Here is a 22,256-nt window from a genome sequence, read left to right on the forward strand (position 1 = left end):
TGGGCTTCCTACGCTGACCCGACCGCATGACAGGGGATGCGGGCTTCCCGACAGCCAGCCAGCCACTCCAAGGAGCTTTCGTCATGCGCAAACTACTGGCCGCAGGCATCGCCTGCGTGCTCACCCTTTCCGCCGTGTCCATCGCGGCACAGCAGGCGTCCGGCGACGCGCCGGCCGGCACGACTCGCCTGCTCGGGTTCGGTCACGGCGGCCACGGCGCGGGTCCGCGCACGGCGACGCCGATCCGCCACCTCGTGGTGATCTTCCAGGAAAACGTCTCCTTCGATCATTACTTCGGTACCTACCCGTACGCCGCCAATCCGCATGGCGAACCGGCCTTCTACGCACGTCCGTTCACGCCGCCGGTCAACGGTCTCGACCATCGCCTGCTGACGAAGAACCCCAACGCGAAGAACGCGGCCAACGGCGACGGTGCGATCAATCCGTTCCGCCTCGCCCGTGCGCAGGCGGCCACGGCCGACCAGGACCACGGCTACACCTCGGAACAGCGCGCCTTCAACGGCGGCCGCATGGATCTCTTTCCGCTCTACACCGGTCGCGGCGAGACCTTGCCCGGCGGCGACGCGTCGGAAGAAGGCCAGGGGCAGGTGATGGGTTACTACGACGGCAACACCGTCACGGCGCTGTGGAACTACGCGCAGCACTATGCGATGAGCGACGCGAGCTACGGCACCACGTTCGGCCCGTCGACGCCGGGTGCGGTCAACATGATCGCCGGACAGACCGCGGGCGTCATCGACACGCTCAACGGCACCGGCGGCACCACGGACGACGGCAACGGCGGCCTGACGATGATCGGCGATCCCGATCCCATCGGTGACGTGTGCTCGTCGCCCACGGCCACGCAGGTGACGATGGGTGGGCGCAACATCGGCGACCTGCTCAACGATCGCGGCGTGACCTGGGGCTGGTTCCAGGGCGGTTTCGACCTCGGCCGCACCAACGCGGACGGTAGCAGCGGCTGCTCGCGCCGCACGCTGTCGAAGGTGACCAACGCCACGTCGAACGATTACAGCCCGCACCACCAGCCGTTCCAGTACTACCCGTCGACGGCCAATCCCACGCACGCGCGCCCGGCCTCGGTCGCGGCCATCGGGCACAGCGGCGACGCCGCGAACCACCAGTACGACATCGAGGACTTCTACGACGCGCTCGACGCGGGCAACCTGCCGGCGGTGAGCTTCGTGAAGGCGCCTTCGTACCAGGACGGCCACGCGGGCTATTCCGATCCGCTCGACGAGCAGGCGTTCGTGGTGCACGTGATGAACGCGTTGCAGCAGAGCGACGAATGGCGCGACACGGCAGTGATCGTCGCCTACGACGATTCCGATGGCTGGTACGACCACCAGGAACCGCCGCGCATGAACGCGTCGGTGGGCAGCACGGATGCGCTCGACGGTCCGGGCAGCTGCAAGGGCCACGGCACGTTGCCGGGCCTCGACGGTCGCACACCGGCGCAGGGACGTTGCGGCTTCGGTCCGCGCCTGCCGTTGCTCGTCGTCTCACCGTGGGCCCGCGAGAACATGGTCGACCACGCCGTGACGGACCAGAGCTCGATCACGCGCTTCATCGAAGACAACTGGCTCGATGGCAAGCGCATCGGTGGCGGCTCCAGCGACGCGCATGCGGGCAGCATCGACAACATGTTCGACTTCTTCCTGCCGCGCCTCTTCGATCGCCGTCTGATCCTCGACGAATCGACCGGGCAGCCGAAGCGCACGGGTGGCTGGCCGGGCTGGCCGCTCGGGAACGGTGGGCATGGTTGATCGCCGTCGTTTCCTGAAGACGGCAGGGTGGGCGGCCGCGGCGGGATGGATCCCGTCGCGGCTGTTCGCGCACGACATGCACGCGATGCAGGCCGCCGCGGGGGGCAAGGTCGGCAACCACCTGTGCATGCATGCGATGGGCGACGTCACGCGCCTGCCGGGGCTGCTCGATCCGGCACACCTGACGCCGTTCGTCGATCGCCTGCCGATACCCACCGTCCTCACGCCGGATACCGGCAAGCCGTTGCACATCCGCATGGCGCAGACCACGCAGAAACTGCATCGCGACGTGCCGGAAACCACGCTCTGGACGTACGGCGGCGCCTGGCCGGGACCGACGATCGAGGCGCGGCAGGGCCACGCCGTCGACGTGGTCTGGGAAAACGCGCTGCCGAAGAAGCACTTCCTGCCGGTCGATCATGCGATCTGCGGCGCGGAGGCCGACAAGCCGGAAGTGCGTGCCATCGTGCACCTCCACGGTGCGCGCGTGCCGCGCGCGGACGACGGCTACCCGGAAGACTGGTACGTGCCCGGCACTTCGCGGCGTCACCGCTACCCCAATACGCAGGATGCCGCGACGCTCTGGTATCACGACCACGCGATGGGCATCAACCGGCTGAACATGTATGCCGGGCTGATGGGCCTGTATCTGTTGCGCGACGAGCACGAGTCGTCGCTCGGCCTCCCGTCGGGCGAGCACGAAGTGCCCCTGGTGATCGCCGATCGCCTGCTGCGCACGGATGGCAGCCTCTATTACCCGGATTCGGGCGACGCGGCGGCACCGTGGGTGCCGGAGGTGTTCGGCAACCTCACGCTGGTGAACGGTGCGATCCTGCCGCGCGCGGACGTGGAGCCGCGCCGTTATCGGCTGCGCGTGCTCAATGCGTCGAACGGTCGTTTCTATCATCTTCGATTCCGCGATGGCCGGCCGTTCCAGGCGATCGGTTCGGACCAGGGGCTGCTCGCCGCACCCGTCACCCTGCGGTCGATCTTTCTCGCTCCCGGCGAACGTGCCGACCTCGTCGTCGATTTCGCCGCGTCGCGCGGCGGTGCGATCGAGCTGATGAACGACGCGCTGCCGCTGATGCGGTTCGCGGTGGGGCAGGGCAGCGTGCGCGACGACAGCCGCGTGCCCGACGTGCTGCGCGACATCCCGCGATTCACCGACGCCAGCGTGTCGCGCACCCGCGAACTGACGCTCGACGAGTACAGCGACTGCGTCGCGACACCGATGCTCATGCTGCTCGGCGGCAAGCGCTGGCACGATCCGGTGACGGAAACGGTGAAGCTGGGCAGCACCGAGGCGTGGAGCCTGGTGAACCTCACCGAGGACACGCATCCGATCCACCTGCACCTCGTGCGGTTCCAGATCCTCGACCGGCGGCCTTACGACGTGGACGAGTACACGTCGTCGAAGACGCTGCGCTTCACCGGGCCGGCACAGGAGCCGCCGCCGCACGAACGGGGCTGGAAGGACGTGGTGCAGGCGTACCCGGGCATGGTGACGCGCATCGCCGCCACGTTCGACGGTTACAAGGGGCGATATGCCTGGCACTGCCACCTCGCCGAACACGAGGCGAACGAGATGATGCGGCCGTTCGAAGTGGTATGACCGGTGGGAGCCAGCAGGCTGGCTCCCACCGGTGGCGACCTCACCGCGTGCTCACGGATCGCAGGGCCGCCGCATCCAGCCGCAGCACCGGATACGCGCCGACCTCCTGCGCCGTGTACCAGGGGCTGCGCTCGAAGAAGAACGACAGTCGGGCGCGGGCGTTCGACGCGAACGCGGGATCGCTGCGGAGCTTCTCGTCGAACGCGGTCTTCAGCGCGGGATCCTTCGCGATCATGTCGCGTGCGAGCGCTTCCTGCACGCGGGGCTCGCCGTATTCCTTCGGCTCGAAGATCGCGTCGAGGTAGCCCCAGCGCAGCAGCGAATCGGGGGCGCGCGGGTCGAGCAGGTTCAGCGCGAGCACCGCGTCGGTGGTGTCCGCGCGCACGATCACCGTGCCCGCCGGCAGCTCGACGGTCTCGGGTGTCGGGGCGATCGTCACGTCGCGCAGCAGGTGATGGCCTTCGAAGGGTTTTTCCGCCCACTTCGGCTGAGTCAGACGATCGCGCGACGCCGGCACGCGGACGCTGGTCGTCGTGCGCGTGTACGGGATGCCATGCGCATCGAGCCGATCGATCAGCACCGTCCACTGTGCCGGGATGGTCCAGGCGGCCGGCAGCGGCGCGGACACGTCGGGGAGCAGGCCGTTCCAGCTCTGGATGGCGTATGTCTTCTTCTTCGTCGGATCGTAACGAACCCACGTGTCGCCGGAAATGTCGCTTGGCGTCTGCGAGAACGCGAAGCCCTTCAGCGTGAACGGCTTCGGTATCGGATCCTGCTTGAACGTGACCGGCACGGTCGCATCGGGCGCGGCGGCGAGCGACGCGGCCCAGGCATCGGCCTGCTTCGATGCCGCGACGAGCGCGGCGGGGTTCGCGTCGATCGTTTCGAAGACGCTGCGCACCACGTCGTACGTCGCGCGCACGCGAACCTCGTACGACTTCAGCATGTGGGTTTCGATCAGCAGGCCGGCACGGTTGCGGATGGCCGCGTAGCCCGTCGAAAAACGCGGTCCGGAGCCGAAGTTTTCGATGCCCTTCGTGATGTCGCGCCCGTCGCGGAACTCCAGGTAGGGCGAAGCGAGGTGGCCGCGCTTTTCGTAACGGGGCATCACCTGGCCGGCGTAGGTCGTGTCCTGCCACGCCGCGATCGAGGGTGGCAGCTTGTGCGCGTCTTCGGCATACCACGTGAGGTCGTACTGGTAGTCCGCGCCATCGGTGGTATGGATGTCGATGAGCAGATCCGGACGCCACGTGTTCCACAATGCCAGCCACGCGCGTGTTTCGGGCGCCTCGGCCTTCACGTAATCCCGGTTGAGGTTCAGGTATTGCGACTGTCCACGGAATCCCATTTCCTCCGGGCCGTTCTGGTTGATCCGGAAGTACGGGCCGGAGTGTTCATGGCCGTCCACGCTGTAGACGGGGATGAACACGAGCACGGCGTGGTCGAGCAGGTGCGGCAGGCGACCGGTCACCGCGATGTCGCGGAGGAGCATCAGCCCCGCGTCCTTGCCTTCGATCTCGCCGGGATGGATACCGGCCTGCACCAGCACGATGGGCTTGCCGGCGGCACGGGCGCGCTCCGGAGTGAGGTCGCCGTCCTTCGCGGCGACGACGACCGTCATCGGTCGTCCTTCGGGCGAGGTGCCGAACGTGGCGAGGCGGAGGGTGCCGGGCGCGGCGTCGGCAAGGCGACGCAGATAGTCGAGGGTCTGCGCGTACGACGGCGTCGTGCGGAAGGCCGATGCCTCGGCAGGCGTGATCCACGGGTCCTTCGCGAGCGCGGCAAGCGGCGCGGCGGCGATCAGGGCGAGGAAGAGGCGTGCGGTGAGCGTCGCAGGCATGGAACCATCCGTCCGGAGAATCCTCCATTGTGCCGGAGGCCGCGGCGACGCGGCATGCCGTGCGACGATGGGTGGAAATCGGGGGTGCCGGGCGCTCATGATGTCGTCGTAAGCGGGAGCTAAGCGACGTGCTCCGATAATCCGCCCTATCCCCGACACCAGGACGCCTCGGTGCACATCATCCTCATCGAAGACGACTTGCAGCTCGGCGACGCGATCCGCCGGGCGCTGGAGCGGCTGACGTATACGATCAGCTGGTTCCGCGATGGCCGGGAGGCACTGATCGCGCTGCGCGAGCACGATGCCGATCTCGTCCTGCTGGACCTCGGCCTGCCGGGCAAGGACGGGCTCGACGTGCTGACCGAAGCCCGCCGCGTGAGCGTCACCACCCCGGTGATCGTCATGTCGGCGCGCGACGCCATCGATTCGCGTATCCGGGTGCTGGATGCCGGCGCCGACGATTACCTCGTCAAGCCGTTCCACCTCGACGAGCTGGCGGCGCGCATCCGCTCGCTGACCCGGCGCGTCCGCGGCGCGGCGGTGAACCGCCTGGAAGCCGGCGCGCTCAGCCTCGACCTCGGCACGTACGACTGCCTCTGGCACGGCCAGCGCGTGGAGCTGACGCGACGCGAGTTCTCGCTGCTGCAGGTGCTGATGGAGCGCGCGGGCCGCATCGTGCGTCGCGAGTCGCTCGAGACGTCGCTCTACGGCCCCGACAGCGCCATGAGCACGAGCGCCCTGGAGGTGCTCGTGCATTCGCTGCGTCGCAAGCTCAGCCACGGCGCCATCCAGACGGTGCGCGGTTTCGGTTACATGGTGCCGCGGGAACCCCAGTGAACCTGCCGAGCCTTCGCGCACGCCTGCTCGTCTTGATCGTCATCGTCCTGGCCGCGGTGCTTCTGCCGCTGGGATTCCTCAGCGCGAAGCACACGCTCGAGGAAGTACAGGAATTGTCCGACGGCCGGCTCGCGCAGGCGGCGCGCACGCTGGAGGTGCTGGTGGGCCGCATCGGCGTGGACCAGCTGCGCGGGCAGCGGTCTGCACGGTTGCTGGTGCCGAGCGTCTCCAACCATCCGCAGGAACTGACGGTGCAGGGCCGCACGTTCGAGTCGGAGGTCGGGTTCCAGGTCTTCGACCGCGATGGCACGTTGCTCCTCGCCACCGAGAACCTCGCCGCCGTGCCGGATGTGCCATCGGCGGACGGCGCGTTCCGCGACATCCAGAACGGCCGGTATCAGTGGCGGGTGTTCACGCTGATCATGGAGGACGAGGGCATCGTCATCCGCGCCGGCGAGCGTTACGACAGCCGCAACGAGATCACCCGCGCACTGTGGATCGAACACGGCACGCCCATGCTGCTCGGCCTGCCGCTCATGGCGTTCCTCGTCGGGTGGGCCATCCGGCGCGGCCTCGCGCCGCTCGATACGCTGGCGCGCGCGCTCAGCCTGCGCGAGCCGGGCAGCCGCGCGCCCGTTCACCTCGACGATGCCCCGGCGGAACTGCGGCCGGTGCTCAACGCGTTGAACGACCAGATCGACCGCCTGGAAGGCGCCCTCGATCGCGAGCGTCGCTTCAGTGCCGACGTCGCGCACGAACTGCGCACGCCACTGGCGTCGACCATGATCAACCTCGAAGACGCGATGGCGTCCGCGCAGCCCGACGAGGCCGAGGCGGCGCTCGCGGCCGCCCGCGAGTGCCTCGTATCGCTGGCCCGCCGTACCGAGCAACTGCTGGCGCTGGCGCGGCTGGAATCCGGCGCCGCCTCCGGGCCGCGCAGCCGGGTGGACCTCGGCGAGCTGGCGCTGGAAGTGATCGACGAGATGTCGCCGCTGATCGGCACGGGCGACATCGAACTCGCGGTCGACGTGCCCGCCGACCTCGTCGTCGAAGGCTACCCGGCCGCGCTGGGCGCCCTGATGCGGAACCTGCTGGAGAACGCGTTCCGGCATGCGCCGTCCGGCGGCCACGTCGAGCTGTCGATTCAGCGCCGCGAGGGCCTCGCCGTGATCGACGTGGCGGACGATGGCCCCGGCATTCCGGCGTCGCAGCGCAGCGCGATGTTCACCCGCTTCCAGCGCGGGTCCGACAGCCATCAGGGAGGCTACGGACTGGGGCTCTCCATCGTCCAGCGCGCCGTGGAGTTGCACGGGGCGTCGATCCGGCTGTCCGACGCGGGAGAGGGCGGTGGCCTCAGGGTGGTCGTGGAGCTGCCGCTGGCCTGAGCGTGAGCGATTCATTCAAGCATCCCCGCGTCCGTGGGCGCATCCTCGTGGCCCCGATCCCATGGAGCGCTTCACGATGAAAAACCCCGCAGCGACCAAGACTCTGCGCAAGGCCGACCTGAAGACCCCGAGCGGTCTCGGTGCCGATGCGACCCGCGACATCTCGGCCGGGTTGACCGCGCTGCTCGCCGACACGTTCGCGCTCTACCTGAAGACCAAGAATTTCCACTGGCACATGTCCGGTCCGCGCTTCCGCGACCTGCACCTGCTGCTGGACGACCAGTCCGAACAGATCTTCAAGATCACCGACGACATCGCCGAGCGCGCGCGCAAGATCGGCGGCACGACGATCCGTTCGGTCGGCGACGTCGCCCGCAAGAAGCGCCTCTCGGACAACGACGCCGATTTCGTCACCCCGCAGGACATGATCGCCGAGCTGCGCGACGACAACGAGCGCTTCGTCGGTTTCATGCGCGAGCTGCACGGCGTGTGCGACGAATACGGCGACGTCGCCACGGCGAGCTTCCTCGAGAACTGGATCGACGAAGGCGAACGCCGCGTGTGGTTCCTGTTCGAGATCGCCCGCGAGCATTAAGGCCGGAGCGGCTCGCTGTTCGGGTGGGAGCCAGCAGGCTGGCTCCCACCGTCCATTCACTTCTTTGGCATCGCGATCGCGCCGATCAGATCCTTGCCCTCGCCACGCACGAGGTGCGGGTACTTCAGCCCGCCGTGGTAGTCGACCTTCATGGTCTGGTAGTCGTCGATGTTCTTCACGAGGAACTCGATCGGCGTCGTGGTCGACTTCGCGGCCGTGACCGCATCCTTCAGCACCTGCGCCGAATAGTCCTTGCCGTTGACGGCGACGATCGTGACGCCCGGCACCAGTCCCGCCTTCGCGGCGATGCCTTCCCACTGCGAATCGGTGACCACGCCCTTGTCGTCGACCTGGATACCGAGGGAATAGGCGAAGTTGACGGTCTTCCGGATCTTCTCCGCCGTCTTCGCGAACGGCGTCGGCGTTTCGTCGTACACCAGCTTCCAGCCGCCACCCTCGATACCGTGCTCCGGCAGCGTGTCGCCCGTGTACTCGAGGCGCGTGCGGAGGAAGGTCGCCCAGTCGTAGGGCTGCACCGCGTTCAGCGTGGCGATGACGTCGTCGAACGTATAGGTCTTCGGCACGTAGCTGCCGTTGTCCGTGCCGAAGAACGCACGGGCGAATTCATCCAGCGAGTGCTTGCCGCCGGAGAGGTCGCGGATCTTCGTATCCACGTCCAGCCACAGCAGCTGGCCTTCGGGGTAGTAGTCGGCGCCGCGGCGCAGGTTCGCCCAGCCCGTCGATCCGCGCGACGAGAGTGGAATGCCGTCGGCGGTGTCCTGCAACGAACGCCACTCGCGTCCCGTGCGCGCCGACATGTCCGCCGCGATGGCGGCCAGCGAATCGCGCCACTGGGCGGTGGTCCAGATGCCCGACCGCGCGGTCAGCACGCCGGCCCAGTAATCGGTCATGCCCTCGTAGACCCAGAGCAGGTCGTCCTGCATCGGTTCGGCGAAGCTCGGCGTCCACAGGTCGGCCGGCCGGCGGAACTTGCCGTTCCACGAGTGGATGTACTCGTGCGGCAACAGGGTGCCCGCCGCGGCGTTGGCGTCCGGGTCGGTGAGGAAGTTCGCGAAGAGACGGTCGTCGCTCGACTGGTGATGCTCGAGGCCGAAGTGCCCGGTATGGTCGGAGGTGACGAGCAGGAAGTCGTAATGGTCGTAATGATGCGCGCCGAACAGTTTGTTCGCCTGTACGACGAGCGCGCGCTGCTTCGCGATCTGCTCCTCGGTGGCCTTGACGCCCGCGGCGGTGTCGCCGGTGATGTTGAGGTGCACCTGCGTGGATTGGCCCGGCGCGAGATCGATGCGCGTGAAATGCTTGCCGGTCATCACGGGTGAATCGACGAGGTTCTCGAAGCTCACCGGCCTGAAGCTGACTTCGTCGCCTGACTGCGACGCGGTTTCGAGTGCGGACGCGAATTTCCATCCGGTGGGCAGCTTGAGCGTGGGTTCGATCGTGATGCGGCTGGTGTAGTGGCCCGCCGGATAGAACGCCACCTCGTTGAACGAGAGCGGGATGTAGTCCGGCGTGGCGGGGGCGAGGTAGTCGAACGACAGATCGAGCTTGTCGACGCCCTCGGGCACGTCCACGTGGAATGCGTACATTTCCTTGAGGTCGCGGCGCCACGGGATGCGTTTGCCGTTGCCCGTCACGATGAATCCGGCGACGTTGGACAACGGACCGGAAGGCGCGTGCACGCCGGGGATCCACTTCGGGTAGTACAGGATCGCGTGCCCGGCCTTGACCGGAATCGATTCGCGCACGTGGTACAGGTGTCGCGACGCGTCGGAGAGGTCGACGTGCAGCGTGAGGTTGCCGGGGTAGGGCTGGTCGACCGCGACCGGGAGGTCGGCGGCGCGGGCCTGTGGCGCGGAGAAGGCCATCGCGGATGCGACGGCGGCGGCGAGGGTGGCGCGGCGGAGCGGATGACGCATGGCTCGTATCCCCTGGCGATTGGTCCGACCTTCGATGGTCGGCGCGGGTGCCAGGGGTGGCGTGTGCCATTGGTCATGGTGAATCAGGCCCTCATGACACCCGCGCCGCTCCGTCGCATCGGCATGCGGCGTCCATAGGTCAGTGATCGCCAGACCCATTCCAGTGGCCCCATGAGGAACGCGCGCATCCACAGGTTAGCGGCGATAAGCAGACATCCACAGACGCCGAGTGCGATGAGGCTGAGTGCGGCCCAACCGTAGCGGCCCCAGAGATCCAGCCCGATGTTCGAGAAAAGCAGCCAGTTGCCAATGATCGCTTCGGCGAAGTAGAGGGAGAAGGCCATGCGGCCGGCTGCCTCGAACACGCGCATGACGCGTTGCGCTCGCGCGAAGCGCCAGATCAGGTTGAGCAATGCGATGTGGCCCAACGTGATGGCGAGGCGCGCGATGTCGCCGAGTACCCAGGCCATGCGCGGGATGGGCGATGCGCCCGTGACGAGTTCGCCGTCGAGCAGCCTCGTGGTCAGGCCGAATGCATAGCCGGCGATCAGCATCGCCACATAGAAGCGCCGACTGCGGCCGCCCTGCAGAACAGCCCAGCGGAACAGCGCCATGCCGATGAGGACGAGCGCGAGCGTTTCCTTGATGTAATCGAGGGAGAAACCGGTCGCCTGGAGCTGGAACCACGCGTTGCGGTACCAGTGCCATGTCGCGATCGCTCCGGCGGCATGGGCGTCGCGCTCGGCGGTGAGCAGCTCCGGCGGAAGCATGGCGGCGGATTCGAGCTCGCTCCATTGCGCCATCGCGATCTTCTCCGGCGTCGTCGGCGCGAGCGAGACGCGGGCCTCGGCCACGATGGACTGGAGCCTCGCGCGCTCGTCATATCTCGCCAGGCCCAGTAACGCGCCCGCGGCAAGCAGCGCCGTGCCCAGCAGAAGGAGCCAGCGGGGTGACACCGAGCGCAACGGGTACACCGCCATCGCGACCAGGGCGTAGGGATGCAGGATGTCGCCGTCCCAGCCGACGACAAATACGTCGATCAATCCGGAGGCGAAGAGCAGGACGTATCGACGGTGGTAAAGCCACTCCGGTGCGCGCTGTCCCTTCGAGGTCAACAGCACGATCGATGCGCCGAGCAGGAGCTGGAACATGCCGCGCTGGGTGCCGTCGACGAAGAGGGCAAGCCACCCGAAAACCCGAAGATCGGCGCCGGCGTCACCGAGTAGCTCCGGGTGATCCGGCCACCAGAAGATGCTGTTCCCCATGAAAGGTATGTTCATGAAGAAGATGCCGAGAATGGCGACGCCACGCAGCACATCGATCAGCGCAATACGGGCGCTGAGCGGATCGGGTCGGTTGGTCATGGTTTTCCGGAACGCGGGCGGGGGTGCCGGTGGCTCGCGGGCGGCCATGGCAGCGATAATGATTCTGGAATCATTGGTCAAGAACGTGGCGAGGTCTTGACCATTCCTGCCGCCGGTCCGTGGAACGACGCTGCGTTTGAAACGGGGGCCTTCGCGACCGTCATGGGGGTCGCTAGCATGGGCCGCATGAAAGCACGCACGCTCCGGCGCGTCCTCAACGCATGGCCGCCTTTCCTGTTCGCGGGTATCCGCGTCGTCGAGTTCGATACGTACCGCTACGCGAAGGTGCGGCTGAAGCTGGCTTGGTACAACCGGAACTACGTCCGTACCCAGTTCGGCGGCAACCTGTTCTCCATGACCGATCCGTTCTGGATGATCATGACGCTGAAGAGCCTCGGCAACGACTACATCGTGTGGGACCAGGCGGGCGAGATCCGCTTCGTCGCACCGGGACGGGAAGACGTGTTCGCGGAGTTCCGGGTGGACGACGCGATGCTCGATGAAGTGCGCGCGGCGACCGCCCATGGGGAGAAGTACCTGCGCTGGTTCGAAACCGACATCCGCACGGCCTCGGGCGAACTGGTGGCGACGGTGCGGAAGCAGCTGTACGTCCGGCGTAAGCGGGACCGCGGTGCTTCCGGGGGCCCGGCTGAAGAGCGCAGCGGCAGGCAGGAGTCGCTGTAGCGGCGAGCTTTGGTGGGAGCCAGCCCGCTGGTGATGGGGCTTGCGGCAAGCACCCATCGCGGCCTGCTGGCGAAGGGGTTGCGGCAGGCACCCATCGCGGCCGAGGCCGCTCCCACACGAGCGGGTGTCGCGAGCTTCGGTGGGAGCCAGCCTGCTGGCGAAGGGGTTGCGGCAGGCACCCATCGCGGCCAAGGCCGCTCCCACATGAGCGGGTGTCGCGAGCTTTGGTGGGAGCCAGCCTGCTGGCGAAGGGGTTGCGGCAGGCACCCATCGCGGCCGAGGCCGCTCCCACACGAGCGGGTGTCGCGAGCTTTGGGAGCCAGCCTACTGGCGAAGGGGTTGCGGCAGGCACCCATCGCGGCCAAGGCCACTCCCACACGAGCGGGTGTCGCGAGCTTCGGTGGGAGCCAGCCTGCTGGCGATGGGGTTGCGGCAGGCACCCATCGCGGCCAAGGCCACTCCCACACGAGCTCTTCTATGTAGGAGCCGCTATAGCGGCGAGCTCTTCGCCCGGCGACGCGGCTCCCGGGGGGTCAGAAAACCAGCGAAGCCATCTTCCGGCGGTACGTTCCGACCAGCTGCGCATCGTCGAGCGTGGCGAACGCGGCGAGCAGGCGCTTCTTCGCCTGGCCGTCCTGCCAGTCGCGCTGACGCTTCAGGATGTCGAGGAACTGGTCGAGGCCGGCAGCGACGTCGCCTTCGATCAGCAGACGGACGCCGAGCAGGTCACGCGCCTCCCAGTCGCTGTCGTTCGTCTCGACGCGCTGGCGCAGCACGTCGATGGACGGGGCGCCAGCGAGGGCGCGCGCGAGGTCGAGCTGGCTGCGCAGGCGCACGGCGCGCGCGTCGGTCGCGAGGTTCGCGGGGAGGGCGTCGAGCTCGGCCTGTGCCGATTCGACATTGCCCGCGCGCATGAGCGCCAGCGCGAGGTCGAGTTTCAGTTCGGGCCGGTCCGGCTCGGCGGCGATCGCCTGCTGGATGCGGTTGATCGCTTCCTCGGCGGTTTCCGGCGTCGCGGTCTCGGCAACCGGCGCGTCGCCGGCCTCGAGGGGAACCACGCCATTGCGGGCGAGGAATTCGCGGATCTGGCCCTCGGGCTGGGCACCCGCGAAGCCGTCGGCCATCTGACCCTCCTTGATCAGGATCACGGTCGGGATGCTGCGGACGCCGAACATCGCGGCGAGCTGCTGCTCGGCATCCACGTCGATCTTGGCCAGCCGGAAACCGCCATTGAACTCGCCGGCGAGCTTTTCGAGGATCGGGCCGAGCGACTTGCAGGGGCCGCACCATTCGGCCCAGAGATCGACCAGGATCGGCGTTTCCATCGACGCCTGGATGACATCGGTCTCGAAACCGGCCGTGGTCGCGTCGAAGACATGGTCGCTGCGGGTCTGGGCGCTGCTCACGGGGAAGCTCCTGGGGGCGAAAGACGATGCCCGGTAAGTCGGGGAAGAGCCCGAGGATATCAAGGGAGCACAGGCTTTTAGGAGCAGTCCTACGTCTCCCGTCATGCGCCGTTTACGGGGATTTGCGATCATAGGGTGCGGGCCATGGCGGCCGCGTCGCGCTTGGAAGGCATGCAAACGGCCCAGGACCTGATCATCTGCGAGCATTGCGACTCCGTTTACCGGAGGCGCACGCTCGCCCGTGGCGATGTCGCCGACTGCGTCGTGTGCGGGGCCGTGCTCGAACGCCACCAGTGGATCGGTGTCGAAGGCCAGTTCGCGCTGGTGGTCACCTCGGCCATTGTGTTCCTCATCGCCAATCTCTCGCCGATCGTCACGCTGGGTCTTTCGGGCATGTCCTCGGCGACCACGCTGTGGGGCGCGGTGATCGCGATGTGGAGGGACGGCGCGCAGCTCGTCGCCTTCCTGACCGCGATGACACTCTTCTTTTTCCCGCTGAGCCAGATCGCGATCTTCGGCTGGGTCTTGTGGTTCGCCCGATCGGGTCGCCGCGCGCCGGGATTCGCCCGGGCGATGTGGGCGCTGGTCAGCATCAAGCCGTGGAGCATGATCGAGGTGTTCATGCTCGGCACGCTCGTCGCCGTGGTGAAGGCCCACACGTACTTCGACGTGGTGCCGGGCGCGGGTATCTGGGCGTTCGGCGTCCTGACCCTGCTGATCACCGTGTTTTCCAGCCTCGACTCCCGCGAGCTGTGGACGGTGACCCGTGAGGACCCCGCATGAACGCGCCGCCGCGGGGTCGCGACCTGGGGTTGATGTCCTGTCACGTCTGCCGCCTGGTCACCGCATGGACGGAAGAGCCGCACGCCGTCTGCCCGCGCTGCGGCAGCCCGCTGCATGCCCGCAAGACGGGCAGCATCACCCGCGCCTGGGCGCTGCTGCTGGCCGCGGCGTTGTTCTACATCCCGGCCAACGTGTTTCCCATCATGCGCACTCAGAGCCTCTCGTCGAAGGACGACAACACGATCCTCAGCGGCATCGTGGAACTCTGGCGCGCCGGCTCGCCGGGTCTCGCCGTCATCGTCTTCACGGCCAGCATCATCGTGCCCATGCTGAAGTTCATCATCCTGGGCTACCTGCTGGTCTCGGTGCAGCGGTCCAGCGGCTTCGTCTCGCGGCAGCGGACGAAGCTCTACCGTTTCGTGGAGCTGGTGGGCTACTGGTCGATGCTCGACGTCTTCGTCGTGGCGATCCTGTCGGCCCTGGTGCACTTCAAGATCCTGAGCCGCGTCGAGCCGTTGCCCGGTGTGGTGTATTTCGGCGTCGTCGTGGTGCTGACGATGCTTTCGGCCATGAGTTTCGATCCCCGCCTCATCTGGGATAACAGGAAGACCTCGCAATGAGCGACACCAACGTAGGAAACACGCCCCCTCAGGACGACCTGCCGCAGCCCGTGGTGCGGAAGTCCAAGCTGGGTTTTTCCCTCATCTGGCTGGTGCCCATCATCGCGGCGCTCGTCGGCATATCGCTTCTGGTCAGCCATTTCATGTCGGCGGGGCCGCAGATCTCGGTCACGTTCCTGACGGCGGAAGGCATCGAGGCCAACAAAACGCAGGTGAAGTACAAGAACGTGGTGATCGGCAAGGTCACCACCATGCGCCTGTCGCGCGACCGCAGCCACATCACCGTCGCGATCGATCTCGACAAGAGCGCCAGCGCCTTCGCGACCAAGGGCACCCGATACTGGGTGGTGCGTCCGCGCATCGGCGCCGGCGGCGTGTCGGGCATCGATACCCTTCTGTCGGGTGCCTTCATCGGCGCCGATGCCGGCGATTCCGATGAGGACCAGTCGGATTTCACCGGCCTGGAAACCCCGCCCGCGGTGACGCATGGCGCCCCGGGCCGCCGCTTCGTGCTGCACGCGAGCGACCTGGGTTCGCTCGATATCGGGTCGCCGGTCTATTACCGGCGCATCCAGGTGGGCCGCATCGTGTCCTATCAGCTCGACAAGGATGGCAAGGGCGTATCGCTGCAGCTTTTCATCGATGGCCCCAACGACCGCTTCGTGACCAGCGACACCCGCTTCTGGAACGCCAGCGGTGTGGACGTCTCGCTCGGGGCGGACGGCCTGAAGCTCAATACGCAGTCGCTGGCGACCGTGGTGGCCGGCGGCGTCGCGTTCCAGGACCCGCCCGGACCGCACAACGAGGCGCCCGCCGCCGAGATGGCGGAGTACACGCTGTTCGACGATCAGGCCACGGCCATCGCGCCGCCGGACGGCAAGCCGCGCTACATCCGCATGCGCTTCGCGCACTCGCTGCGTGGCCTCACCGTCGACGCGCCGGTGGAACTGCTCGGCATGAAGGTAGGCCGCGTGGTTTCCGTGAATCTCGACTACGACCCGACGACGAAGACGTTCCCGGTGATCGTCGGTGCGCTCGTCTATCCGCAGCGTCTCGGCCAGGCGCACGAGAAACTGGCGAAGGCCGTGGGCGGTCCGGACGACGATACGATGTTTCCCCGCATCATGAGCGGGCTGGTGGGTCACGGGCTGCGGGCGCAGGCGCGGTCGGGCAATCTGCTGACCGGCCAGCTCTACATCGCGCTCGACTTCGACCCGAAGGCGCCGAAGGTGGCGTTCGACGCCAGCGCGAAGCCGGTGGAGATCCCGACCACGCCGGGCGACTTCGACCATCTGCAGGAACAGATCTCCAGCATCGTCGACAAGGTCGAGAAGATCCCGTTCGATTCCATTGGCAGAAACCTCGACGGCTCGCTGAAGGAACTGCACGGCACGTTGAAGCAGGTGAACACCGATCTGTTGCCGGAGGCGAAGAAGACGCTGCAGGGCGTGAACCAGACCGTCGGCACGGCCAACGACGCGCTGTCGGAGGACTCGCCGCTGCAACGGAACATCGCCGGCACGCTGGAGGAACTGCAGCGCACGGTCCGCTCCGTCCGCGCGTTCACCGACTACCTCGGTCGCCACCCGGAAGCGCTGCTGCGCGGCCGGGGCAGCGACGCGCCGCCGAAGATCAGCACCCCGTCCCCGAAGCAGGGCAAGGAAGAACAGCCATGATCCGTACCCTTCGCCTCGCCGGCGCCGCCTTCCTGCTTTCGGGCCTCGCCGCCTGCGCCTCGGCGCCGATGCACTTCCACACGCTGATCCCGCCGTCGGCTCCGCTGGCGGCACAGGACGCGCCCTTCGTGATCGACGTGCTCCCGGTGAACGTGCCGCCGCAGGTCGACCAGCCGTCGCTCGTGCTGCGCCAGGGTGTGAGCGGCATCGACGTGGTCGACGGCGAGCGCTGGGCCTCGCCGCTCGGCGACGAAATCCGCGGCGCGCTCTCGACCGACCTCGCCACGCGCCTCGGCACGCACGACGTGCATGGGCTCCCGCGCGGCAAGGATGCGAAGGTCGTTCGCGTCCAGCTCGATGTCCGTCGCTTCGATTCCGAGGTGGGCGGCAACGCGACGCTCGAGGCTTCGTGGTCGGTCCGTGGCGCCGATCAGGCGGGCACCTGCGCTTCGCGGGTGTCGGAGCCGGCCGGTTCCGGTTATGCCGGCCTCGTGGACGCCCACCAGCGCGCACTGGGCAAGGTGGCCGATCAGGTCGCCGCGGCCGTGCGGTCGGTGGCGGCCGGGCAGGCGGTGAGCTGCCGGTAACCTTCTTTGGTAGGAGCCAGTCTGCTGGCGATGGGTGCTCGCCGCAAGCACCCATCGCCAGCAGGCTGGCTCCCACCAGGTCGCCACAAGGCTTGGCCCGAAGCCCCCCGTGGGATAGTCTCCCGCGATTGAGCGCCGCGTTTTCCCGCGCGGCCACCCAGGCATTCCACCGGTACCGAACACCATGCAGGACACCCACGATCAGGGCACGCGCGAGCAGGGCGGTTACGCCCCGGACGTCGTCGAGACGGCCGCCCAGCGCTTCTGGAACGAAACCCGCGCCTTCGAGGTGACGGAAGACGCCAGCAAGCCGAAGTTCTACTGCCTCTCGATGCTGCCTTACCCGTCGGGTGCACTGCACATGGGTCACGTGCGCAACTACACGATCGGCGACGTGATCAGCCGCTTCCAGCGCCAGCAGGGAAAGAACGTGTTGCAGCCGATGGGCTGGGACGCCTTCGGCCTGCCCGCCGAGAACGCCGCGATCAAGAATCGCACCGCGCCGGCGAAGTGGACCTACAAGAACATCGAGCACATGCGCGACCAGCTGAAGCGCATGGGTTTCGCGTACGACTGGACCCGCGAGGTCACCACCTGCAAGCCCGACTACTACCGTTGGGAACAGCAGATGTTCACCCGCCTGATGAAGAAAGGCCTGGTCTACCGCAAGAACAGCGTCGTCAACTGGGATCCGGTCGACCAGACCGTGCTGGCCAACGAGCAGGTGATCGACGGCAAGGGCTGGCGCTCCGGCGCGGACGTCGAGAAGCGCGAGATCCCGCAGTGGTTCCTCAAGATCACCGCCTACGCGCAGGAGCTGCTGGACGGCCTCGACGCGCTGCCGGGCTGGCCCGACGCGGTCAAGACGATGCAGCGCAACTGGCTCGGCCGGTCGGAAGGCCTCGAGATCACGTTCGACGTCGAGGGGGGCCACGAACCCGTCACCGTGTTCACCACGCGGCCCGACACGCTCATGGGTGTGTCGTATGTCGCCGTGGCGGCCGAACATCCGATCGCGACGCGTGCCGCGCAGGATAACCCCGGCCTCGCCGACTTCATCGAGAGTTGCCGGGCGGGCGGCGTGTCCGAGGCCGAGCTCGAAACCCAGGAAAAGCGCGGGTACTACACCGGCGTGGATGCCACGCACCCGATCACCGGCGAGAAGGTGCCCGTGTGGGTCGCCAACTTCGTGCTGATGGGCTACGGCACCGGTGCCGTCATGGCCGTGCCGGGCCACGACGAGCGCGACTGGGAGTTCGCCCAGAAGTACTCGCTGCCGATCCGCATGGTCGTGGTCGATCAGGGCGTCGTCGACGCCGTGGCCGAACTGCGCCGCGATCTTGCCGCCGAGGGCACGGATACGGTGCAGAACGCGCTGGATGGCGGTTCGTCCGACGCGTACCAGTCGTCCGCCGCCGTGGAAACGATCAAGTCGTTCGAAAGCGGCATCCAGACGGTGGGCGCGTATACCGATTACGGCACGCTGACCAACTCCGGCGAGTTCGACGGGCTGGATTTCCGCAGCGCCTTCGACGCCATCGCGGCGAAGCTCGAAGCCATGGGTCGCGGCGAGCGTCGCGTGAACTGGCGCATCCGCGACTGGGGCGTGAGCCGCCAGCGTTACTGGGGCTGTCCCATTCCGGTGATCTACTGCCCGCAGTGCGACGCCGTGCCGGTGCCCGAAGACCAGTTGCCGGTGGTGCTCCCCGAAGACGTGGAATTCTCGGGCGTGCAGTCGCCGATCAAGGCCGACCCCGAATGGCGCAAGACCACCTGCCCGAACTGCGGCGGCGCGGCCGAGCGCGAAACGGACACCTTCGACACGTTCATGGAGTCGAGCTGGTACTACGCGCGCTACACGAGCCCGGGTGCGATGGGGCAGGTCGACGATCGCGCGAAGTACTGGACGCCGGTCGACCAGTACATCGGTGGCATCGAGCACGCGATCCTGCATCTGCTGTATTTCCGCTTCTATCACAAGCTCATGCGCGACGAAGGGCTGGTGGACAGCGACGAGCCGGCGACGAACCTGCTGTGCCAGGGCATGGTGATCGCCGAGACGTATTTCCGTAAGGAAGCCGACGGTTCGACGACGTGGTTCAACCCGGCGGACGTCGATGTGCAGCGCGACGAGCGCGCTCGCATCGTCGGCGCGGTGCTGCGCGCGGACGGCAAGCCGGTGGAGATCGGCGGCGTCGAGAAGATGGCCAAGTCGAAGAACAACGGGGTCGATCCGCAGTCGATGGTGTCGAAGTACGGCGCCGACACCGTGCGCCTCTTCTCGATGTTCGCCGCGCCCCCCGACCAGTCGCTGGAATGGAACGAGGCGGGCGTCGAAGGCATGGCCCGTTTCCTCCGCCGTCTTTGGCGCGACGTGGTCGCGCACGCCGAATCGACGGCCGGTGCCGCGAACCCGGCCGGCGACGCGGCGCGCAAGACGATGCGCCGCCAGCTGCACGAAACCATCCAGAAGGTGGGCGACGACATCGGTCGCCGCCAGTCCTTCAACACGGCCATCGCCGCCCTGATGGAGCTGCTCAACGCGCTGGGTCGCTTCGACGACGCCAGCACCGAGGGCGTGGCGCTCCGCCAGGAAGCCTTCACGGCCATGGTGCAGCTCATCAACCCGTTCACCCCGCACGTGGCGCACGCGCTGTGGCAGGTGCTCGGCCACGGCGAGACGCTGGTCGAAGATGCCGGCTGGCCTCAGGTCGACCCGGCCGCGCTGGTTCGCGACTCCCTGACCTACGCCGTGCAGGTCAACGGCAAACTTCGCGCTACCATCGAGGTGCCGGCGACGGCCTCGAAGGACGAGGCGGAAGCGATGGCGCGGGCCGAGCCGAACGTGGCCCGTCTGCTGGAAGGCCAGACCGTGCGCAAGGTGATCGTCGTGCCCGGCAAGATCGTCAACATCGTCGCAGGATAACCATGAGCCCGACTCTCCTTCGTTCGCTTCGCGTCGCCGCCGTCGTCTCGGTCGTGGCGCTGGTCAGTGCCTGCGGCTTCCATCTCCGCCAGAGCGCGGCGCTGCCCCCGGGCATGAAGAAGATCCACCTCACCGTGTCCGGCGGCGGCAGGCTCGAGCGCGAACTCACGCGCGCGCTCGAGAACTCCGAGGCCACCGTGGTCGACAGGCCCGAGCCCGACGCGGCCGAGCTCGCGATCACCACCAACACGTTCCGCACCGACTCGCTCACCGTGAGCGGCACCGCCCGCGTCACGGAATACGCGGTCCGCTACCACGTCGACTTCAACGTGAAGGCGGCCGACGGCACGGTCATCGTTCCCTCGCAGGCGGTCGACATGTCGCGCGAGTTCAGCTACGACGCGACGAACACGATCGGCACGGCCAGCCAGACCGAAGAGCTGCAGCGCAGCCTCATCGGCGACATGGTCCAGTCGATCCTGTTCCGCCTGCAGGCCGCCGGAAAGCACCCGGTTCCTGCGGCGTCGAACTGAGGCGCCGGCCGCGTGCCCTTCAATCCGGTCCAGTGGCAGAAGCACCTCGCGGGCGACCGCATGGCGCCCGTCTACCTGCTGGTCGGCGAGGAACTGCTGGTGCTGGAAGCGGCGGACGCCGTGCGCGCGATGGCGCGCCGCCTCGGCTACAGCGAGCGTGTCGTCCTGGAGGCCGACAGCCGGTTCGACTGGGACGACCTCGCGCGGGCATCCGCCGGCCTTTCCCTGTTCGCGACGCAGCGGTTGCTCGACCTCCGTCTGGCCGGCGGCCGCGCCGGCAAGGACGGCGGCGCGGCGATCACCGCGTTCGTCGCCGATCCGCCGCCGGACACCACGCTGCTGATCACCGCCACGGAGTGGAGCAGCAAGCACGAAGCCACCTGGACGAAACACGTCGATCAGGGCGGCATCCAGGTCGTGTTCAACGCGCCGCGTCCGCACGAATGGAGTCAGTGGGTCGGCGCCAGGCTCGCCTCGCGCGGCCTGAAGGCCACGCCCGACGCCGTCGCCATGCTGGCGGAGCGGGTGGAAGGCAACCTGCTCGCCGCCGCGCAGGAAATCGACAAGCTCGTCGTGCTGGCGGGCGATCAGCGCCTCGACGCGGCGACGCTTGAGGAGCTCGTGGCCGACAGCGCCCGCTACGACGCCTTCAAGCTGACCGACGCGGCGTTCGCGGGTGAGGGCGGCCGTGCGCTGCGCATCCTCGCCGGCCTGCGCGCGGAGGGCGACGAACTCATTGCGCTGATGGGCTGGCTGGTCAATCAGCTTCAACTGGCCCTCCGCCTCGCCAATGCACGCGATTTTGGCGCGCAGGCGAAGGCGGAACGGCTCTGGCCCGCCCGCGAGCAGCTCTTCCGCAAGGCGTTGCGCCGCGCGCCGCGCGAACACTGGATGGCCTGCCTCGCCCGCGCCGCGCGGATCGATCGCATGGCCAAGGGTCGCGAGCAGGGCGATGCCTGGCTCGAAGCCGAGCGGCTGGTCGCCGCCATCGCCGAGCCCCGCGCCGCGGCGGCCTTCGCATGAGCGGGGCGCGCCCGCTCGCGATCCTCGGCGGCACCTTCGATCCGATTCATCACGGTCACCTGCGCGCCGCGTGGGAAGCCGCGGAAACCCTCGATGCCGAGGTCCGGCTCGTGCCGGCCCGCACGCCGCCCCACCGTCCGCCCCCCGTGGCGGACGCCGCGGGCCGGGTCGCCCTCCTGCGCGCCGCGCTGTCGGGCCAGGACCGGCTGGGCATCGATACGCGCGAGCTCGATCGCGACGGCCCGTCCTACACGGTGGATACCCTGGCCTCGCTGCGCGCCGACATCGGCCCCGACCGCCCGCTGGTGCTGCTGGTCGGCTCGGACGCCTTCGCGGGCCTGGCCTCGTGGCACCTGTGGCAGGAACTCTTCACGTTCGCCCATATCGGCGTGCTGACGCGTCCGGGCGCGGCGTACGAGCCCTCGGGCGCGCTGGCCGGTTTCGTGGCAGACCGCTGGGCGGAGCGTGTCCACGGGCCGGCCGGCAGCGTGATCGACATCGCGATCACTCCGTTGGACATCGCGGCGACGGCGATCCGCGAAAGCTTCGCAGCAGGCAACGAGCCGCGATTCCTCCTGCCGACGGCCTGTTTCGACGACGAGGCCCTGCTGGCGCCCTACCGCGCCCTCGGACGCTGATCGCCAGCAGGCTGGCTCCCACC

Annotated in this window: 18 protein-coding genes; 14 read left to right on the forward strand and 4 right to left on the reverse strand. The window is 67.9% G+C overall.

Annotated elements, in window-relative coordinates:
• Positions 1 to 83: 83 nt before the first annotated feature.
• The gene (locus BMX32_RS10225) at positions 84 to 1,787 is read left to right on the forward strand and encodes a phospholipase C (protein WP_089978281.1); all 1,704 of its coding nucleotides are present in this window, start codon (positions 84 to 86) and stop codon (positions 1,785 to 1,787) included.
• On the forward strand, positions 1,780 to 3,399 hold the full coding sequence (locus BMX32_RS10230; protein ID WP_244511494.1) for a multicopper oxidase family protein: 1,620 nt from the start codon (positions 1,780 to 1,782) through the stop codon (positions 3,397 to 3,399). Before BMX32_RS10225 ends, BMX32_RS10230 begins: the two co-directional genes overlap by 8 nt.
• Positions 3,400 to 3,439: 40 nt before the next feature.
• On the opposite strand, the gene BMX32_RS10235 is transcribed toward BMX32_RS10230, so the two are convergent.
• Positions 3,440 to 5,239 carry a M14 family metallopeptidase gene (locus BMX32_RS10235; RefSeq protein WP_089978283.1) on the reverse strand — a complete coding sequence of 600 codons (1,800 nt, stop codon included), beginning with the start codon at positions 5,237 to 5,239 and terminating at the stop codon, positions 3,440 to 3,442.
• A gap of 171 nt (positions 5,240 to 5,410) precedes the next feature.
• On the opposite strand from BMX32_RS10235, the gene BMX32_RS10240 reads away from it, so the two are divergent.
• The 3 genes from BMX32_RS10240 to BMX32_RS10250 all read left to right on the forward strand — a co-directional run bounded on the left by BMX32_RS10240 (position 5,411) and on the right by BMX32_RS10250 (position 8,056).
• A complete protein-coding gene (locus BMX32_RS10240) occupies positions 5,411 to 6,076 on the forward strand; it encodes a response regulator (protein WP_089978286.1) in 666 nt (221 codons plus the stop codon).
• Positions 6,073 to 7,461 carry an ATP-binding protein gene (locus BMX32_RS10245; protein WP_089978289.1) on the forward strand — a complete coding sequence of 463 codons (1,389 nt, stop codon included), beginning with the start codon at positions 6,073 to 6,075 and terminating at the stop codon, positions 7,459 to 7,461. Before BMX32_RS10240 ends, BMX32_RS10245 begins: the two co-directional genes overlap by 4 nt.
• Positions 7,462 to 7,537: 76 nt before the next feature.
• Positions 7,538 to 8,056 (forward strand): Dps family protein, encoded by a 519-nt coding sequence (locus BMX32_RS10250; RefSeq protein WP_089980188.1) that lies wholly within the window; start codon positions 7,538 to 7,540, stop codon positions 8,054 to 8,056.
• Between the two features lie 56 nt (positions 8,057 to 8,112).
• Here BMX32_RS10250 and BMX32_RS10255 read toward each other — a convergent pair whose 3' ends face one another.
• Both BMX32_RS10255 and BMX32_RS10260 read right to left on the reverse strand, forming a co-directional pair.
• Entirely contained in the window at positions 8,113 to 9,993 is a 1,881-nt protein-coding gene (locus BMX32_RS10255; protein WP_089978292.1) for a M61 family metallopeptidase, read from the reverse strand.
• An 83-nt stretch (positions 9,994 to 10,076) separates the two neighbouring features.
• Positions 10,077 to 11,357 carry a DUF418 domain-containing protein gene (locus BMX32_RS10260; RefSeq protein ID WP_170843626.1) on the reverse strand — a complete coding sequence of 427 codons (1,281 nt, stop codon included), beginning with the start codon at positions 11,355 to 11,357 and terminating at the stop codon, positions 10,077 to 10,079.
• Positions 11,358 to 11,543: 186 nt separating this feature from the next.
• On the opposite strand from BMX32_RS10260, the gene BMX32_RS10265 reads away from it, so the two are divergent.
• The gene (locus tag BMX32_RS10265) at positions 11,544 to 12,041 is read left to right on the forward strand and encodes a DUF4442 domain-containing protein (protein WP_089980191.1); all 498 of its coding nucleotides are present in this window, start codon (positions 11,544 to 11,546) and stop codon (positions 12,039 to 12,041) included.
• A gap of 533 nt (positions 12,042 to 12,574) precedes the next feature.
• Here the strand turns inward: BMX32_RS10265 and trxA are convergent.
• Positions 12,575 to 13,447, reverse strand: coding sequence for a thioredoxin (gene trxA, locus BMX32_RS10270; RefSeq protein WP_244511495.1), 873 nt, complete (start codon positions 13,445 to 13,447; stop codon positions 12,575 to 12,577).
• Between the two features lie 171 nt (positions 13,448 to 13,618).
• On the opposite strand from trxA, the gene BMX32_RS10275 reads away from it, so the two are divergent.
• From BMX32_RS10275 to nadD, 8 genes are all read left to right on the forward strand, one after another.
• On the forward strand, positions 13,619 to 14,230 hold the full coding sequence (locus BMX32_RS10275; RefSeq protein ID WP_244511496.1) for a paraquat-inducible protein A: 612 nt from the start codon (positions 13,619 to 13,621) through the stop codon (positions 14,228 to 14,230).
• A complete protein-coding gene (locus tag BMX32_RS10280) occupies positions 14,227 to 14,850 on the forward strand; it encodes a paraquat-inducible protein A (protein ID WP_089978304.1) in 624 nt (207 codons plus the stop codon). The genes BMX32_RS10275 and BMX32_RS10280 overlap by 4 nt, the downstream gene beginning before the upstream one ends.
• Positions 14,847 to 16,526 (forward strand): PqiB family protein, encoded by a 1,680-nt coding sequence (locus tag BMX32_RS10285; RefSeq protein ID WP_089978307.1) that lies wholly within the window; start codon positions 14,847 to 14,849, stop codon positions 16,524 to 16,526. Before BMX32_RS10280 ends, BMX32_RS10285 begins: the two co-directional genes overlap by 4 nt.
• Positions 16,523 to 17,113, forward strand: coding sequence for a PqiC family protein (locus tag BMX32_RS10290; protein ID WP_089978309.1), 591 nt, complete (start codon positions 16,523 to 16,525; stop codon positions 17,111 to 17,113). The genes BMX32_RS10285 and BMX32_RS10290 overlap by 4 nt, the downstream gene beginning before the upstream one ends.
• A gap of 184 nt (positions 17,114 to 17,297) precedes the next feature.
• On the forward strand, positions 17,298 to 20,039 hold the full coding sequence (gene leuS / locus BMX32_RS10295; RefSeq protein ID WP_089978312.1) for a leucine--tRNA ligase: 2,742 nt from the start codon (positions 17,298 to 17,300) through the stop codon (positions 20,037 to 20,039).
• Positions 20,040 to 20,041: 2 nt separating this feature from the next.
• Positions 20,042 to 20,572 carry an LPS-assembly lipoprotein LptE gene (lptE, locus tag BMX32_RS10300; protein WP_089978315.1) on the forward strand — a complete coding sequence of 177 codons (531 nt, stop codon included), beginning with the start codon at positions 20,042 to 20,044 and terminating at the stop codon, positions 20,570 to 20,572.
• A 60-nt stretch (positions 20,573 to 20,632) separates the two neighbouring features.
• Positions 20,633 to 21,595 carry a DNA polymerase III subunit delta gene (gene holA / locus BMX32_RS10305; protein WP_170843697.1) on the forward strand — a complete coding sequence of 321 codons (963 nt, stop codon included), beginning with the start codon at positions 20,633 to 20,635 and terminating at the stop codon, positions 21,593 to 21,595.
• A complete protein-coding gene (nadD, locus tag BMX32_RS10310; RefSeq protein ID WP_089978319.1) occupies positions 21,592 to 22,233 on the forward strand; it encodes a nicotinate-nucleotide adenylyltransferase in 642 nt (213 codons plus the stop codon). Before holA ends, nadD begins: the two co-directional genes overlap by 4 nt.
• Positions 22,234 to 22,256: the final 23 nt, after the last annotated feature.

Source organism: Luteibacter sp. UNCMF331Sha3.1, from assembly GCF_900109915.1.
Taxonomy (GTDB): domain Bacteria; phylum Pseudomonadota; class Gammaproteobacteria; order Xanthomonadales; family Rhodanobacteraceae; genus Luteibacter.

Excerpts from the sequence above, each read along its gene's own strand:
- BMX32_RS10260 (WP_170843626.1), bottom strand. The coding sequence starts at position 11,357 with ATGACCAACCGACCCGATCCGCTCAGCGCCCGTATTGCGCTGATCGAT.
- leuS (WP_089978312.1), top strand. The coding sequence starts at position 17,298 with ATGCAGGACACCCACGATCAGGGCACGCGCGAGCAGGGCGGTTACGCC.
- BMX32_RS10265 (WP_089980191.1), top strand. The coding sequence starts at position 11,544 with ATGAAAGCACGCACGCTCCGGCGCGTCCTCAACGCATGGCCGCCTTTC.
- BMX32_RS10280 (WP_089978304.1), top strand. The coding sequence starts at position 14,227 with ATGAACGCGCCGCCGCGGGGTCGCGACCTGGGGTTGATGTCCTGTCAC.
- BMX32_RS10230 (WP_244511494.1), top strand. The coding sequence starts at position 1,780 with ATGGTTGATCGCCGTCGTTTCCTGAAGACGGCAGGGTGGGCGGCCGCG.
- lptE (WP_089978315.1), top strand. The coding sequence starts at position 20,042 with ATGAGCCCGACTCTCCTTCGTTCGCTTCGCGTCGCCGCCGTCGTCTCG.
- BMX32_RS10290 (WP_089978309.1), top strand. The coding sequence starts at position 16,523 with ATGATCCGTACCCTTCGCCTCGCCGGCGCCGCCTTCCTGCTTTCGGGC.
- BMX32_RS10285 (WP_089978307.1), top strand. The coding sequence starts at position 14,847 with ATGAGCGACACCAACGTAGGAAACACGCCCCCTCAGGACGACCTGCCG.
- BMX32_RS10225 (WP_089978281.1), top strand. The coding sequence starts at position 84 with ATGCGCAAACTACTGGCCGCAGGCATCGCCTGCGTGCTCACCCTTTCC.
- nadD (WP_089978319.1), top strand. The coding sequence starts at position 21,592 with ATGAGCGGGGCGCGCCCGCTCGCGATCCTCGGCGGCACCTTCGATCCG.
- BMX32_RS10275 (WP_244511496.1), top strand. The coding sequence starts at position 13,619 with ATGCAAACGGCCCAGGACCTGATCATCTGCGAGCATTGCGACTCCGTT.
- holA (WP_170843697.1), top strand. The coding sequence starts at position 20,633 with ATGGCGCCCGTCTACCTGCTGGTCGGCGAGGAACTGCTGGTGCTGGAA.
- BMX32_RS10235 (WP_089978283.1), bottom strand. The coding sequence starts at position 5,239 with ATGCCTGCGACGCTCACCGCACGCCTCTTCCTCGCCCTGATCGCCGCC.
- BMX32_RS10255 (WP_089978292.1), bottom strand. The coding sequence starts at position 9,993 with ATGCGTCATCCGCTCCGCCGCGCCACCCTCGCCGCCGCCGTCGCATCC.
- BMX32_RS10250 (WP_089980188.1), top strand. The coding sequence starts at position 7,538 with ATGAAAAACCCCGCAGCGACCAAGACTCTGCGCAAGGCCGACCTGAAG.